Origin of the sequence: Acinetobacter sp. YH12145 (assembly GCF_013418335.1) — a bacterium.
In the GTDB taxonomy this organism is placed as follows: Bacteria; Pseudomonadota; Gammaproteobacteria; order Pseudomonadales; family Moraxellaceae; genus Acinetobacter; species Acinetobacter amyesii.
The window spans coordinates 280,843-296,785 of the sequence record NZ_VPCE01000002.1; the positions used below are offsets into that span (position 1 = coordinate 280,843).

Consider the following 15,943-nt stretch of genomic DNA (forward strand, 5'->3'; position numbering starts at 1 on the left):
GAAATGAGGCATAAAAATGACAACAACGAATATTCCCAAAGCAGGTTTTAAGCTCGCGAAAATTGCACTTGGCGCAGCAGTGTTAATTGGTTTGGGTGCAGCCACAATGGCCTATGCACAGACGAAACCATTACAGACTGTGGAAAAAGTTGAGCTCGATCGTTATTTAGGTATGTGGTATGAAGTAGCTCGTAAGCCTATGGTTTTTCAAAAAAGCTGTGACCGTGATGTGATTGCGGTTTACACGCTAAATGAAAATGGCAACATTAATGTCAATAATCGCTGTGTATCTAAAGATGGTACCAAGAAGCAATCAATAGGCGAGGCATTTGTACAAAATGCACCGTTTAACTCGAAATTAAAAGTTAGTTTCTTACCAGAAGCCATTCGTTGGTTGCCTGTGGGGCGTGGTGATTATTGGGTACTCAAAGCCGATGAAGACTATCAAACAGTTTTGGTAGGTGAACCCCGTCGTAAATATATGTGGGTGCTTTCTCGTTCGGCTCATCCAGATCAGGAAGTGATTCAGGAATATCTGAATTATGCTCAATCTGTCGGTTATGACTTATCAGATATAATTCATACCAAGCAGACAGTAAAACCATAAATCTAAATATTTGAACAAATGCTAAAAAACCATGCCTGTGCATGGTTTTTTATTTGCTAGAATGTCTCTGCGAAAAGCTTGATCAATCAAGCAAAATATCAAATTTATGGTGTATTCGGGACTGGAGTGAAAGATGTATAAAGGCGTTGCATTGTCTGTATTGGCATCGGTCACTTTTGGTATTTTGTATTTCTTTACCATCTTTTTAAAACCTCTAGATAGCGAGCAAACTTTTGCATGGCGCATGTTAGCGACCTTGCCATTTTTAACCTTATTTATGTGGTGGATGAAAGATTTAAACAAAGTCAGTGAAATTTTTTGGCGTGTGGTCAAGCAACCGATCTTTCTCATTTGGTTAATCATTAGTTCATTTTTATGTACTACACAGCTTTGGTTGTTTTTGTGGGGACCAATTAATGGCCGAGGGCTAGAAGTATCTTTAGGGTATTTTCTATTGCCCTTAGTGATGGTTCTGGTTGGATGTGTACTGTATAAAGAAAAGCTGTCTAAATGGCAGATGGCTGCCGTGGCATTGGCAATTTTAGGGGTCGGCCACGAAATTTGGCGTATTGGCAGTATCGCGTGGGAAACTGTCTATGTCGCTGTGGCTTATCCGATTTATTTCTTTTTACGTCGTACCTTTAAAACCGATCATTTGGGTGGTTTTTGGTGGGATCTTTGCTTAATTTTGCCTGTAGCCTTTTATTTAGGATTTATTCATAGCGATAGTTTAGCGCTGATGTCGTTATTCCCGTATCTGATTTTGGCGGTTTTAGGACTGGGTTTTCTGAGTGCGCTTGGCTTAGGTAGCTATATGTTGGCGAGTCGTTATTTGCCATTTGTGATTTTTGGTTTGTTGAGTTATTTAGAGCCCGTTTTGTTAGCCTTTGCATCGATCGCATTGGGTGAGCGAGTAGAAGCCGAAGAATGGCTGACCTATATTCCAATTTGGGGTGCAGTGTTGTTGTTGGTGATAGAAGGCATCTTGCATCTGTTTAAACAAAAGCAAAATGAACGTGCGTTAGCTAAAAATGTAAAAGCGTTAAATGATCGAATCGATTCTTAGACTGAAAATATTGGTACGATAAATTGATCAGTTCACAATTAACACTTGCTGTTTTTTAAGAAAATTTTAAACTTAGAAAACTAAAACACGCCATGATTCAATTCATTGTTTAGGAAGAACAGTATTGAATGATGGTGTACAAAAATATTTATTTTAGATAAAAATAAACTGAAATCGATAAAAGATCGATTAAAGAACCAAGATACAGGAAGCAGTCAGTGGTTGTCCCATTTCATCAAAGCGCTAAACTTTTACAGCTAGAGCCTGTGTTGGATCAGCATTGGCGGAGTATTGTATCTGAAGTATGCACTGATCTTGATCAATCCAATTTAGCACAGATACAGCAGGTGTTATCGCAAAAAGGTATTCGTTGGGAGTCTTCATCACAGTCGTATCAAAGAGATGTACCGATGAATTTGGGCATGCTGATGAAAGTACTAAAATATGATGTCATGCGTGAGCATGCACAGTATTTGGCAACACAGCTCGAAGAACTTCGAATATTGACAATGAGTATTCAAGTTGCGCAAAAATTAGAAGAAAACCTAGCCTATATCAATAAAATAGATGCCGAAGAAGATTTTGAATTACAGTATGAAAAAAATGTATTACATCAGCATTTCATTTTAAATGCCGCACAAATCATTCGTGAAATGGATTTGATTGCGCCGAGTGATGCACGTCAACTCACTGCTCTGCAAGTTAAAATTTTCTTGATCGAAATTTTCTTAAAGTCACATATGTTAGGGCAAGTTTTTGATGCTTCTATCCCAAAATCATCTGAGGTTTGGCAACATCCGATTTTTAAATATTATTTAAAGCGTGAACAAAAAACGCGTTATTTACAAATTGTACAAACATCTGAGTTTATTTATATTTTGTCGCCTGATTTAGATTGGACGACGCAGTATTCAGCAACTCGGTTTTTATCGACAAAACATAATGACGCCCTAGCAGACGACGTTTTTGATGGGTTGGCTTTAGATTTAACTACTGCTTTAGAGAATCAGCAAATAGACGAATTAAAAATTCAAGTCTCTAAGCTGGCATCTATTGCAGGTTTTATACATTTAGATCTGCAAAATTTAATGCAGCAACTACATATACGGGTAGATAAGCATCTACTTTTAATGCTGCATGTAGAGGATGCCACTCAATTAGTGACGGTTTTACCTACTTTTGAGCAGCAGTTCAATACATTGATCTTGAAGCCATTGCATCAGACTGTTCAATATCAACTGAGTGAGCAGATACAGCATGATTTTTTATTTTTCCATAGCATGCAAATATCTCAGAAGCTCATCACGAGTCTAAACGTCTTAAGTAGCTGCCCGAAGTTTGAGGCGAGTTTGGAGTTAAAACGACTGCGACTTCAACTACAGGCTTGGCAGGTGCTTTTGTTGAAACGGCGTGCTCAAATTTTTCATGTTCAAAACGAAGATGAGTGGGAATTACATCATCAGCAGTCACAGCAAATTCATACGGCGCTGAAGGCGATCTTGCAGCCGGTCGATGATCAACAGAAGATCTTTGCTAAAGACGTAATTGTAGAAAATACGGGTGCCCATGGCGCGCATGTTGGATTTTCCAAACGCATGACGAAAACAGGGGAGTATGAAAGCCTTGAAGCCGATACTTTAAAAGCGCAGCAGCAAAAAAAGCGCCAGACTTATATGCAGGTTTTAATGTTGCTAAAGGAACATGCGCCACAGCTCGTCAATCTTGATTTTGAGTCATGTGAAAATGCCTTAAAGGTGCAGTCTTTTAGTGATCGGAGATATTTTGCGATTAATGCTGGAGAGAATGGTTTAAATGCACTACCGAAAGTATTAGAGCTGAGTGTAAATTTCTTTGATTTTAATCTGGAAAAGTTTGCTGAGAATCTGAAAAATTAACTGAATTTTAAATATTGATCTGACTTTAAAACTAATGTTAGGCAGTAACATTAGAGGCGTAATTTAATTCAAATAAAAGAACGATACGCGGTAATGTTATCCGCAATTGTCTAAGACAAGGTTACTTCTAATAAAAAATGTTTTTGCGATACTTTGAATAAATTGACGGTAGTGAACGAGTTTTGCGGTGAGGAGCATTGCTCCGCAAGATGGTTTCCTTACGAAGCTTCGCTTCTCATTTTGCCAAATGAGAAACAACGTTTCGTAAGAGTACCTCCAGCTGAAGGCTAAACCCTTTATTCAAAACTCAGGTGTAAGACTCCATCGAATATTCTTAAAAATCATTTAAAAATGTGAAATTATTATTACGAGCTTAACATCAGTAAAAATACTATAAATTGAGCAAAATAAAAAAACAGCACAATTTGAAAACTATAAATATTCGTGCATCTTTGAGCTAAATATGCAGAGATCTGGTTGATAAAACTACATTTGAAATTTTGTGACAAAAATCTGCGAAAAAGCCAGTTTTTCAACTTTCGGCTATAAAATCATAATACTAATCATGATTATTTTGAAAATTGATAGTGAATATATAACAAAATAACCTTGTCGAAATCTGCTTTTAGATTCATTAATTTTCAGTTTTCCATTACAATTGTGGGGTTTTGAAATTTATGCTTAGATTTACAATTAATTAGAGGACGTATCTGTGAGCAAAGACACTATCGTTGCCCTACATGCAGAGCACCAAGGTCGCTGGAAAAACCGTGAAGAAATCGCGGAACGTATGATTGCCCTAGTGGGTCAGTTATATCGTGAAAAAAACATCGTAGCTACAGTATACGGTCGTTCTTTAATTAACCGTTCGGTTATCCAAATTCTTAAAGCGCATCGTCGTACTCGCGTACTTGACGTTGAACTTTCAGTTGTGAACACTTTCCCAATTCTTGAAGCTTTGGCGAAAATCGAAAACATCGGTACTGCTGAAATTGATCTTGGCAAACTTGCTGTTGAGTTCAAAGAAAAAGGCGGTGATGTTGACGCATTCGTTGCTGACGCTGTGAAATCACTTGAAGGCAATGCAACTAACGTTGAAAACCGTGATGTTGTACTTTACGGTTTCGGTCGTATCGGTCGTATCCTTGCACGTTTGATGATCAGCCAATCTGGTCTAGGTCGTGGTCTTAACCTTAAAGCAATCGTTGTTCGTAAATCATCTGACGGTGACTTAGAAAAACGTGCGTCTTTGTTACGTCGTGACTCTATTCATGGTCCATTCGCAGGTACGATTTCTGTTGATGAAGAAAACGAAGCAATCATTGCTAACGGTAACTTCATCAAAGTGATCTATGCGTCTAACCCATCTGAAGTTGATTACACTGCTTACGGTATTAACAATGCACTTGTAATCGATAATACAGGTAAATGGCGTGATTCTGAAGGTCTTGCACAGCACCTTAAATGTCCAGGTGCTGCACGCGTAATTCTAACTGCACCTGGTAAAGGTGATATGAAGAACGTTGTATACGGTGTGAACCAAGCTGACATCCTTGATGAAGATACAATCATCTCTGCTGCAAGCTGTACAACAAACGCGATTACACCAACACTTAAAGTGTTAAATGACAAGTACACAGTGATTAATGGTCACGTTGAAACAGTTCACTCGTTCACAAACGACCAAAACTTGATCGACAACTACCATAAAGCTGACCGTCGTGGTCGTGCTGCTACTTTAAACATGGTAATCACTGAAACTGGTGCTGCTAAAGCTGTTGCTAAAGCACTTCCTGCTCTTCAAGGTAAATTGACTGGTAACTCAGTACGTGTACCTACTCCAAACGTATCTCTTGCAATTTTGAACCTTACTTTGGGTCAAGATGTTGACCGTGAAGAAGTGAATGAATACATTCGCCAAATTTCAATCAACTCTAATCTTCAAGGTCAAATCGGTTATACAAACTCAACTGAAGTTGTATCGTCTGACTTTATCGGTTCACGTACTGCTGGTGTGTTTGACGCTCAAGCGACAATCGCTTCTGGTAACCGTTTAACTGCTTATGTTTGGTACGATAACGAAGTGGGTTATAGCTGCCAAGTATTGCGTATTGCTGAGCAAATGGGCGGCGTAAGCTATCCAAAAGTTCCTGCTGAAACTAATGCTTAATTAGTTCACGCTGTAAAAAAAGGGCCTCATTTGAGGCTCTTTTTTTATCTAAAGAGTATGGGTTAAAAACTTAAGGCATAGATGACGAATGGATTGATCAAAAGCATCAAAAGTTCTTGTTTTTTCTGCCACTGTTAGATGAGTGTGAGTCATTTATAATGAAAAGCTGACTAAAATATTCAAGTTTTAAGTTAATGAAATTATTAAAGAATTAAATACAAAAAATTGCAAACTGGTTTGTATAATGTGTTCAAAATGAGACTGTAAAAAATAAAAAGCAAAAGGAATTTAGTTTGCAAGCAAAGCACATGCTCAGTGGATTGGCATTTATTGTGTTTGCTGCGCTCTGTGGTGTACTTATCGCCATTTGGGTGTTTAAGCACTTTAATATTTATATCCCGCTAGAAAATCAGGACGTCAATATTGACCTGCAAGAGCCGTTACAAGCCGAAGTCAAAATTCATGATGCCTTGGATGTGGACGTGACAGGGAGGGTGAATGCTGAAATTCCGATACATGAAAATTTAAATATTCCCTTAACTCAAACGCTGACGCCACGGGTGTATTTTGATAATCAAGTCCCGATTAAGACCACGATTCCAGTGCGTGAAACTTTGAAAGTGAATCAAAACCTTCCTGTGAATACCAAAGTGAAAGTTAAAGTCATGGGGCAGGATGTGACTTTGCCGCTCAAAGGTGATATCCCGATACAATTGGATATTCCAGTAAATATGAATGTGCCTTTGGAGCAAAAAGTACATTTAAAATTTGATGCGCCAGTCAAAACCGTACTGAAAGAAAACCTACATATTCCACTGAATGCAAATTTAAAAACCAACATTCCTATTGAAGGTAATTTAAATGTTCCAATTAAAACGGCATTAAAAGCGACAGTGGATGTGCAAAATACGTTGCCGGTTCAAATTAAAAAGGGTGAATTGGTAATTCCACTAAAAACAATGCGACTCAACAGAGAGCATGCCAAAACTGAAGCGAAAGCTCAGGAGTAAGCCATGTGGATATTTCAATCGGCGAAGCGCATCATTTTGAGTTTTATCGCAGTTGCGTTATTGGTTGCGGTACTATTTTGGTTGTATTTAAATATTTATGCGTCGATGCAAGTACGTGCAAAAAATGCTGATATTCAATTGTCGCATTCACTACCCACCAAAATTTCCGTTGGTAATTATTTGCAAACGCAGTCTATTGGGACGTTGGATACGCAGATTGCTTTAGATCGGAAGCTGCAACTACCCTTGAAGGGAAAATATCTGGCAGATTTGCAGTTTAGTGTAGAGGTTCCCATCTCTGTGGATATTGATTATTCCACCAATATTCAAATTAACCAGACGATGCCACTTGAGGCGACCACAGATTTGGTGATTAAAAATAAACTTGTGCCGAAGTTTCCGCTAAAAATGGATATACCAATAAAACTGGATGTCCCATTTCACTTAAAACGAACCTATAACATTCCGATTCGAATTAATTTTAATGGTCCTGTGTATTTTGAGTTTAATGAAAAAGTTGATTTGCACGTGGTACATCAGTTTGCACCACAGCTAAAACTCAATGACCCGATGACCATGCGAAAAATCGCAACCTTTAATGCCACGATGTACAACGCAGAGCGTAATACCAAGGCAAATTTAGATATGAATATGGATTTGCCGATAAAAAATGTACATCCATAAGTTAGATTTAACTCAAAAAAAAGCCCGAATCAATTCGGGCTTTTTTGTTGGTTTGATCTTATTTTAAAGCAGCTTCAACAGCACTACGTAGAGAAGTGGTTGGGTGACCGAGTAACTGTTCCAAGTCCTTACGATCACTTTGCATTGCACCGTCAATGCTGTTGATATCAGCATCGACGATCACATCTACAAGACCAGCAGGTAAGCCAGCTTGTAATAGGCCTTGTGTGTAGTCTTCTGCAGTTAAATTTTGATAGTGAACATTTTGACCTGAAACTTGCTGTAGGGTTTCAGCAAGCTGTGCCAATGTGAAACTGTCTGAGCTTGCAAGTTCATAGGTTTTATTTTCATGACCAGAGCTTGTAAGTACTTTTGCAGCAGCTTCAGCATAGTCAGCACGTGTCGCTGCATTAATTTTTCCATCCTTTGCCGCACCAAATAAGGTACCTGTTTCAACCACATGTCCTGCAGCAGCAAGATAGTTTTCGACATACCAGTTATTTCGTAAGAAGGTATAGGTTAAACCACTAGCTTGAATCAGACTTTCTGTTTCACGATGTTCTTGAGATAAACCCAATGGCGATGTATCAGCACGTAACAGGCTGGTATAAGCAAGATATGGAACTTTCGCATCTACTGCAGCATCAATTACGGCTTTGTGTTGTGGAGTACGACGACCAATTTCATTGGCAGAAATGAGTAATAATTTATCGACACCTTGTAGTGCAGGAACCAGTGTATCTGGTTGATCATAGTCAAAATGACGAAGTTCGATGCCTTGAGCTTGTAGAGATGCTACTTTTTCTGTTGAGCGAACTAAAGCGATGATGTTTTCGGCCGCGGTTTCTTTCAATAAAAATTGAAGGACCAATTGGCCTAGTTGACCTGTTGCACCTGTAATTGCGATTTTCATATTTAAACCCTCTGATTGTTGAATAAATGATCTTGATGGTTGAATCTTAATCTGTTAACTTACTAAATGTAAGTACGTACCAAAAAGTAAGTTAGTGACTTTGAGGAAAGATTTAATGAACACATACGCTACAAGTAAATTATTAGGTCAAGTTTTATCCACAGATTGTCCATCTCGAGAAATATTGGAACATCTCACCAATAAATGGTCAGTATTAGTTTTGCGTTGTTTGACTGAAGGGGTACACCGTTTTAGTGAACTTAAGCAGCGGATCGAAGGGGTGAGCGAAAAGATGCTGGCTCAAACGCTGAAAATGCTCGAGCAAGATGGTTTTATCCTACGGACAGTCTATCCAGTCGTGCCACCCAAAGTTGAATATCAACTGACTTTAATGGGCTCACAGGCTGCAGAAAAGTTAATGCATCTGATTGGTTGGGTTGAACGAACATTGCCTGAAATTATTGAAGCCAAGGAAAATGCACGTAAATAGCTTTCGGAAATGGGGAGTGAAATTCGTTTGCCATTTATCAACGGTATTTTGATGATGAGCTAAAGATTTTCGAGCGAGGTGCGGATTTTCCTAAAAATTTGCATCAGTACCAAGATAAATGAAATTTATAGTATTGCTGAATAATATTGTTCGAGAAATTCTTTAAAATATGGCAGAATAAGCGGTTTTAAAGTTTTTAGAGGATTGGCAAATATGCGCTTTGTTGATGAAGCAGTCATTACCGTAGAGGCTGGCGACGGTGGCAATGGCGTAGCCAGTTTTCGCCGTGAAAAATTCGTACCATTTGGTGGTCCAGATGGTGGTGATGGTGGTCGTGGCGGTAACGTATACGTTCAAGCCGACAACGACACAAGTACCCTAGTAGATTATCGTTATACACGTAAATTCCGTGCAGAACGTGCTAAAAATGGTCGTGGAGCGAACTGCTCAGGCCGTGGCGGTGAAGATACCGTATTGCTCGTTCCAGTGGGCACAACAATTGTAGATACAGAATCTGGCGATATCATCGGCGACTTAGTGGCTGACGGTCAGCGTGTGTTAGTGGCAGCAGGTGGTGAAGGTGGTTTGGGTAATACTCACTTCAAATCTTCAACCAACCGTTCTCCACGTAAATGTACACACGGCTCAAAAGGCGAATATCGTGAAATTCGTCTTGAATTAAAAGTACTCGCAGACGTTGGTTTGTTGGGTATGCCAAATGCGGGTAAATCAACCTTTATCCGTGCAGTTTCAGCAGCAAAACCAAAAGTTGCAGATTATCCATTTACCACTATGGTGCCAAACCTAGGTGTGGTTGATGCCGATAGTCACCGTTCATTTGTAATGGCGGATATTCCAGGTCTAATCGAAGGTGCGGCAGAAGGTGCAGGTCTAGGTATTCGATTCCTGAAACACTTGGCTCGTACACGTATTTTATTGCACATCGTAGATGTTCAACCGATTGATGGATCAGACCCTGCGTACAATGCAAAAGCAATTTTGGAAGAGTTGAAAAAATTCTCTCCAACACTTTCAAAATTACCTGTTGTATTGGTACTCAATAAAGTAGACCAATTGGCGGCTGAAACGCGTGATGAATGGTGTGATCACATTCTCGAAGAGTTGCAGTGGAAAGGCCCTGTATTCAAAACTTCAGGTTTAACGTTTGAAGGTACTAAAGACGTTGTGTATTACCTGATGGATCAAATTGAAGAGCAGCGCGAACGCGAAACTGAAGATCCTGAATATGCTGCAGAAGTTAAAGCGTTCCGTGATCAGCTTGAAGCTGAAACACGTGAGCAAACGCTTGCTGCGAAAGAAGCATATCGTGAAATGCGTCGTCAACAACGTCTGGCAGGTCAAGGTGAAGACTTTGATGATGAATTTGAAGACGGTGATGATGAGGCAGAATCGTACTACGTACGTTAATTGCTGAATAAGTGTCAAAGCAAACAAGTCTGAGGACAAGATGATAGAAGTGGTAGATGGGCAACGTCAGCTCAAGGGTTGTAAACGTATCGTTGTTAAAATCGGATCATCACTACTCACAGCAAACGGAAAAGGGTTAGATCTGGATGCAATCTCGCATTGGGCGGGACAAATTGCAGAACTACACAATGCAGGACACGAGATCATTCTTGTGTCTTCCGGTGCTGTGGCTGAAGGGATGGTTCGTATGAATTTGGACAACCGACCCACAGATCTACCTAGTCTACAGGCTTGTGCTGCCATTGGTCAGATGGGCTTAATTCATACTTGGTCAAGCGTTTTAGAACAGCGTTCTATTCGTACAGCACAAGTTCTGTTAACGCATGATGACTTGGCTGACCGCCGTCGTTATCTCAACTCTTGTGATGCCTTGCAACACCTGATTGATTGGCGCGTGATTCCTGTCATTAATGAAAATGACACGGTCTCTACCGATGAAATTCGCTTTGGTGATAACGATACTTTGGCTGCGATGGTGGCAGGTCAGGTTCATGCAGACCTTTTGGTGATTCTAACTGACCAAGAAGGCATGTTTGACTCAGACCCTCGTTCCAATCCAGATGCAAAACTGTTTCATACAGTACGCGCAATGGATGAATCATTATTCGATATGGCTGGTGGCGGCGGTAAATTCGGTCGTGGCGGTATGTTGACCAAAGTTCGTGCGGCACGTTTGGCAGCCAAGTCTGGTTGTCCAACAGTCATTGCGAGCGGTGATAGCGATAATGTGCTTTCACGTGTGATGGCAGGTGAATTACTCGGTACCTTATTCATTACGGACAATGATCGTGTGACAGCCCATCAACAATGGTTAGCTGCACATTTACAAACAGCTGGACGTTTGGTGATTGATGATGGTGCTGTAAAGGCAATACGTGATAATCACCGCAGTTTATTACCTGTAGGCGTGAAAGCAGTTGAAGGGCATTTTGAACGTGGTGATGTGGTGGAATGTGTCGATACACAAGGTCATCGTGTTGCCGTCGGTCGTGTAAACTTCAGTTCACGCTCGGCAGAAATCGTTAAAGGTTTGGCCTCAGATAAAGTTCATCAAGTTTTAGGGGAAGCCCGATCACTTGAAATGATCCATCGCAATCATATGTCGATTTACTAAATTGAAAATCAAAATCCTGCTTCCGAGCGGGATTTTTTATGGCATGCCATTTGAATATAACGATAAAAATAGAAATAAGAGGAAAAGAAGATGAGCGAAATTCAATATTTAAACATTCAAGATCTAAAAGATGAGCAGGCTCAACTGTGTGAATTATTGGCACAATGTGTGCAAGATGGTGCATCACTGGGTTTTTTAACTAAAGAATCTAAGTCGCACTATGATGAATATTGGTCTGCTGTGGCAAAGGATATTCAAAAGCATAAAACCTTTTTGTGGGCGGCGCTACAAAGCGGTGAAATTGTGGGCACAGTACAATTGGTTCGTGCCACCAAAGCCAATGCACTGCATCGTGCTGAGATTGAAAAACTTATGGTGCATCCAAAGGTACGTCAGCAAGGCATTGCTCACCAACTATTAACACTTGCAGAAGATAAAGCAAAACACTTGAACTTGAAATTACTTGTACTTGATACGCGTACAGGCGATGTCTCTGAAAAGCTATATGAAAAATTTAACTTTATAAAAGCTGGGATCATCCCGCAATTTGCATTGAGCCCTACAGGTACTATAGATTCAACGACATTATTTTATAAATTATTAGTTTAAGTTGAAACGGATGGATATTTTAGACCAAAACTCCTGCACAGATGCAGGAGTTTTTCATTAAAGGTTCTTTTGATTAACTCGTTTAGAGAGTTCTTCCGCACTTTCAACTCGTTCAGAATAGCGATCTGTGAGGTAGGCAGATTGACCACGTGTGAGTAGGGTAAATTTATATAATTCCTCCATCACATCGACAATGCGAGTGTAATAGGAGGAAGGTTTCATGCGATCATTTTCATCAAACTCTAAAAATGCTTTTGCAACGGAAGATTGATTTGGAATCGTGATCATCCGCATCCAACGCCCAAGGATGCGCATTTGGTTAACAGCATTAAAAGATTGCGAACCACCACTGACTTGCATTAACGCCAGCGTTTTACCTTGAGTAGCACGAATGGCACCTGCGGCTAAAGGAATCCAATCAATTTGTGCTTTCAATATAGAGCTCATCGCACCATGTCGTTCTGGCGAACACCAAACCATGCCTTCAGACCATGCAAGTAATTCATGTAATTCCTGAACTTTGGGATGGGAGGTTTCAGCATCTTCCGGTAGTGGAAGACCTTTAGGATGAAAAATTTTGACTTCTGCACCAAAATGTTCAAGGATTCGACCCGCCTCCAATACCGTTAGGCGGCTAAATGAGCGTTCACGGTTAGAGCCATATAGCAGCAGAATGCGTGGCGGATGTTCAAGTGCTTTAGCTTGAACTTGTTCAAAACGCGGTGTTTCAAGTAAATCTAGTTGAATATTGGGGAGCTTCATTTTAGTTCTCTTTATACCATTTGCGTTTTAGCCAGAGCGATACACTCACTAATGCAATAAGCACAGGCACTTCAACCAATGGGCCAATAATCGTGGTAAATGCAATCGGAGATGCAATGCCAAAGGTGGCGATGGCAACAGCGAGGGCAAGTTCAAAATTATTACCTGCTGCTGTAAAGGATATCGCAGTGGTTTTGGCGTAGTTATTGCCCATCCATTTGCTCATCAAAAAGCTAATGAAAAACATCACCACAAAGTAGATCGTGAGGGGGATGGCAATACGCAGTACATCCATCGGAAGGCTCACGACATCTGCACCTTTGAGGCTAAACATCACCACAATGGTAAAGAGTAATGCGATTAAACTGATGGGGCTGATTTTGGGTATAAATTGATTTTTATACCAATCCAGACCTTTTTGTTTTACCAATATGGCACGCGTTAGGAAACCGAGCAGGAAGGGAATGCCTAGATACACCAATACTGCATGTGTGATGGTCCAAAAGCTGACTTGGATCACTTGTGCTTCGATACCAAAATATGGCGGTAAAAAACTCAAAAAGAACCATGCGTAGGTACTAAAAAATGCAATTTGGAAAATACTGTTAAATGCCACTAAAGCCGCAACGTATTGGTTATCCCCACAAGCTAAATCATTCCAAACCAGAACCATCGCAATACAACGTGCTAAACCAATCAGAATCAAACCGGTCATGTATTCAGGGTAGTGTTGTAAAAAAACGATCGCCAAAATAAACATCAGGCAAGGTGCGATTAACCAGTTTTGAAGTAGTGAAAGGTATAAGGTACGTTTATCTTTAAACACTTCAGGCAGGGCTTTGTAATCCACTTTAGCCAAAGGCGGATACATCATCAGGATTAAACCAATGGCAATCGCAATATTGACATCACCGATATTGAGTTGATTTAAAGCCCTTGAAGCACTTGGAATATACACGCCAATCGCAATGCCTAGCCCCATTGCGATAAAAATCCATAGCGTTAGATTGCGGTCTAGAAATGACAGTTTTGCAGCAGCCATTATTGAATCTCTGAAATATTTTGGATTTCTTGGTTGAGTTCTTCGCGACTTAATTGCGTAAAATCGAGTGCAAATAAAGCATCTAAACGGCGGTTAATATGCGCCACGGTATCAAGAAAAGCTGCGAGTTTTACGTCATCTGCAAGCTCTAAATGGGAAGGGTCTTCTAAACCCCAGTGTGCTTTGATGGCAGAGCCTAAGTAAATTGGGCAAGCTTCTTGAGCTGCAGAACCACAGACAGTAATTACCACATCGGGTTGGTATTGTTCACATGCTGTGATGGTTTTACTCGACAAGCCCTCAGTCGGTAGATTGAGGTTATGTAGGGTTTTTAAGGTAAATGGGTGGACTTGTCCTGAAGGTTTACTGCCTGCGCTATAAGCACGGAAACCTTCAGGGGCACGCTGGTTAAAAAGTACTTCGGATAAAATGCTGCGGCAGCTATTGCCAGTACATAGAAATAAAAAATTCATAGCGTTTCACACAATGTGGTAGTGCCTTTCGGGGAGTTTAAATCGAGGTCTTTAAATCGTTCTTGGTGACGCATGACATCGAGTATTTGTGTACACCAAGTAGGCAGTGCAGGGTGAATGGAGTAATAGACCCATTGACCTTTACGTTGATCACTCAGCACACCTGATGAACGCAGTAATGCCAAATGACGCGAAATTTTAGGTTGGCTCAATTCAAGGGACTCAGTGAGTTCGCAGACGCAGAGTTCACCTTTACAAGCCAACAGCATGATGATGTTCAGACGAGTCTCATCTGCAAGTAATTTGAAAAATTCAGTCTGTTCCATGTTTATCTGTATATATGGATTTTCATATATCTTTACATATGAATATATGGATGTCCATATATATTATTCAATAAAAATCCCACACTTGGTGGGATCTTTATATTTAGACCAGTTTAAAAGTCGAATGAAGTTTTGTAAGAAGAAGGTACGTGGTTGCCCTATATATTTACCACCTGTTGCATCTGATGAACGGGTGAAATACTGTTTGGTTTAAATAAAGATTAGATGGAATTTATAGTCAAAAAACCGCGCTAAAGCACGGTTTCTTAAAATGAATTTAATTATTTGAACTGGATAGAGCCATTTGCACTGACCGTGATTTTAGATTCACCACCTGCCATTTCTTGTTCAGGAATAGTATCGGCACTTGCAGCTTTCATCATCGCCATACGCGGAACTGGCTGACCACCATAATTGCTGGTATTTAAATTGATATTCACCAAGTTATAGCCTGACTTATTCCACGCTTGTGACAATGTTTGCGCGCGTTGTTGGAAGTTTTTAGAGGCTTCAACCATGAGTTCATTTTCTACTTTTTTTCGCTGTGCATCTGACACGCTAAAGCTGATGGATTGAGTTTGGAAATTTTGTTGTAACTCGCTCACCAATTGGCTAGCTGCTTTAAAGTCTGTACTTTCTAAACGCACTTCGGCACGACCACGCCATTCTTTCAATTTACGACTGTCATTGTCATAAATCGGGTAGGTGCTTTGAGACCCCGTTTCGATTTTTACCGCAGGGTATTTACGGGCTGTGTTCACCGCTTGGGTCATCAATTGGTTGATTTGGGTAGCAAGTTCAGCCGGTTGTTTATTTGATTTTTCAATATATAAAACGGCATGCATTTGGTCATTCGACACTTGGCGAGTGGCATCCGCTTGAATGTTCACGATGTTGTAATTGAGTGGGTCAGCTGCTTGAGTTGCTGCTGCCAAACCTAGACTGGATGCTAATAAAACAGTAGATAAGATAATTTTACGCATTGTTATGACCTATTCTTCTTTCAGAATGACTAATTTAGCTTATGCTGTTATCTTAAAAGGTGATTATGATGGATTAAAGGAAAATCTGTGGTGGGATTGTAAATCTTTCAAGAAAAATAAATGTAGTGCTTGATGAATATTTATTTAAATAATCAGTGCTTAGTTGTTTTAATAATTGAAGATTACAATAATCATTCATAAGTTGTAAAAAAGCATAAAATAAAAAGGTTTTCTTTGTTTTGTCACACTGTAAGATGATAATTCAAGATATCCATGGAATAGATCTGTTTTTTCTCTAAATTATCTTTTTA

The 15,943-nt window shown here is 39.9% G+C and carries 16 protein-coding genes and 1 pseudogene; 10 read left to right on the forward strand and 7 right to left on the reverse strand.

Annotation, left to right across the window (positions count from 1 at the left end):
- The first annotated feature begins 16 nt into the window (after positions 1-16).
- From FTU80_RS02630 to FTU80_RS02655, 6 genes are all read left to right on the forward strand, one after another.
- A complete protein-coding gene (locus FTU80_RS02630; RefSeq protein WP_180084151.1) occupies positions 17-607 on the forward strand; it encodes a lipocalin family protein in 591 nt (196 codons plus the stop codon).
- A 133-nt stretch (positions 608-740) separates the two neighbouring features.
- A complete protein-coding gene (gene rarD / locus FTU80_RS02635) occupies positions 741-1,673 on the forward strand; it encodes an EamA family transporter RarD (protein ID WP_180084152.1) in 933 nt (310 codons plus the stop codon).
- Between the two features lie 218 nt (positions 1,674-1,891).
- The gene (locus FTU80_RS02640; protein ID WP_180084153.1) at positions 1,892-3,568 is read left to right on the forward strand and encodes a hypothetical protein; all 1,677 of its coding nucleotides are present in this window, start codon (positions 1,892-1,894) and stop codon (positions 3,566-3,568) included.
- A 712-nt stretch (positions 3,569-4,280) separates the two neighbouring features.
- The gene (locus FTU80_RS02645) at positions 4,281-5,738 is read left to right on the forward strand and encodes a glyceraldehyde-3-phosphate dehydrogenase (RefSeq protein WP_078191876.1); all 1,458 of its coding nucleotides are present in this window, start codon (positions 4,281-4,283) and stop codon (positions 5,736-5,738) included.
- Between the two features lie 308 nt (positions 5,739-6,046).
- Positions 6,047-6,748 (forward strand): MFS transporter, encoded by a 702-nt coding sequence (locus tag FTU80_RS02650; RefSeq protein ID WP_218949002.1) that lies wholly within the window; start codon positions 6,047-6,049, stop codon positions 6,746-6,748.
- A gap of 3 nt (positions 6,749-6,751) precedes the next feature.
- On the forward strand, positions 6,752-7,432 hold the full coding sequence (locus tag FTU80_RS02655; protein WP_180084155.1) for a hypothetical protein: 681 nt from the start codon (positions 6,752-6,754) through the stop codon (positions 7,430-7,432).
- 58 nt (positions 7,433-7,490) lie between these two features.
- Here the strand turns inward: FTU80_RS02655 and FTU80_RS02660 are convergent, their stop codons facing one another.
- Entirely contained in the window at positions 7,491-8,345 is an 855-nt protein-coding gene (locus FTU80_RS02660) for an SDR family oxidoreductase (protein WP_180084156.1), read from the reverse strand.
- Between the two features lie 115 nt (positions 8,346-8,460).
- Between FTU80_RS02660 and FTU80_RS02665 the strand changes: the two genes are divergently transcribed.
- The 4 genes from FTU80_RS02665 to FTU80_RS02680 all read left to right on the forward strand — a co-directional run bounded on the left by FTU80_RS02665 (position 8,461) and on the right by FTU80_RS02680 (position 12,046).
- Positions 8,461-8,835 carry a helix-turn-helix domain-containing protein gene (locus FTU80_RS02665; protein WP_078191873.1) on the forward strand — a complete coding sequence of 125 codons (375 nt, stop codon included), beginning with the start codon at positions 8,461-8,463 and terminating at the stop codon, positions 8,833-8,835.
- Between the two features lie 213 nt (positions 8,836-9,048).
- The gene (cgtA, locus tag FTU80_RS02670) at positions 9,049-10,263 is read left to right on the forward strand and encodes an Obg family GTPase CgtA (RefSeq protein WP_078190204.1); all 1,215 of its coding nucleotides are present in this window, start codon (positions 9,049-9,051) and stop codon (positions 10,261-10,263) included.
- A gap of 40 nt (positions 10,264-10,303) precedes the next feature.
- Complete coding sequence (proB, locus tag FTU80_RS02675; protein ID WP_078190202.1) at positions 10,304-11,437, forward strand: glutamate 5-kinase; 1,134 nt, start codon at positions 10,304-10,306, stop codon at positions 11,435-11,437.
- 90 nt (positions 11,438-11,527) lie between these two features.
- Entirely contained in the window at positions 11,528-12,046 is a 519-nt protein-coding gene (locus FTU80_RS02680; RefSeq protein ID WP_180084158.1) for a GNAT family N-acetyltransferase, read from the forward strand.
- A 57-nt stretch (positions 12,047-12,103) separates the two neighbouring features.
- Here FTU80_RS02680 and arsH read toward each other — a convergent pair whose 3' ends face one another.
- The 6 genes and pseudogenes from arsH to FTU80_RS02705 form a co-directional block, all read right to left on the reverse strand.
- Positions 12,104-12,808: an arsenical resistance protein ArsH gene (arsH, locus tag FTU80_RS02685; RefSeq protein WP_078191860.1), complete on the reverse strand. Its 705-nt coding sequence runs from the start codon at positions 12,806-12,808 to the stop codon at positions 12,104-12,106.
- Between the two features lies 1 nt (position 12,809).
- Positions 12,810-13,850 (reverse strand): ACR3 family arsenite efflux transporter, encoded by a 1,041-nt coding sequence (gene arsB, locus FTU80_RS02690; protein ID WP_180065640.1) that lies wholly within the window; start codon positions 13,848-13,850, stop codon positions 12,810-12,812.
- The gene (locus FTU80_RS02695; protein WP_180063376.1) at positions 13,850-14,323 is read right to left on the reverse strand and encodes an arsenate reductase ArsC; all 474 of its coding nucleotides are present in this window, start codon (positions 14,321-14,323) and stop codon (positions 13,850-13,852) included. Before FTU80_RS02695 ends, arsB begins: the two co-directional genes overlap by 1 nt.
- Positions 14,320-14,649: a metalloregulator ArsR/SmtB family transcription factor gene (locus FTU80_RS02700; protein ID WP_078191857.1), complete on the reverse strand. Its 330-nt coding sequence runs from the start codon at positions 14,647-14,649 to the stop codon at positions 14,320-14,322. Before FTU80_RS02700 ends, FTU80_RS02695 begins: the two co-directional genes overlap by 4 nt.
- 113 nt (positions 14,650-14,762) lie before the next feature.
- A pseudogene (locus FTU80_RS16510) lies at positions 14,763-14,856 on the reverse strand (hypothetical protein); the annotation flags it as partial.
- A 74-nt stretch (positions 14,857-14,930) separates the two neighbouring features.
- Complete coding sequence (locus FTU80_RS02705) at positions 14,931-15,632, reverse strand: SIMPL domain-containing protein (RefSeq protein ID WP_180084160.1); 702 nt, start codon at positions 15,630-15,632, stop codon at positions 14,931-14,933.
- Positions 15,633-15,943 lie beyond the last annotated feature (311 nt).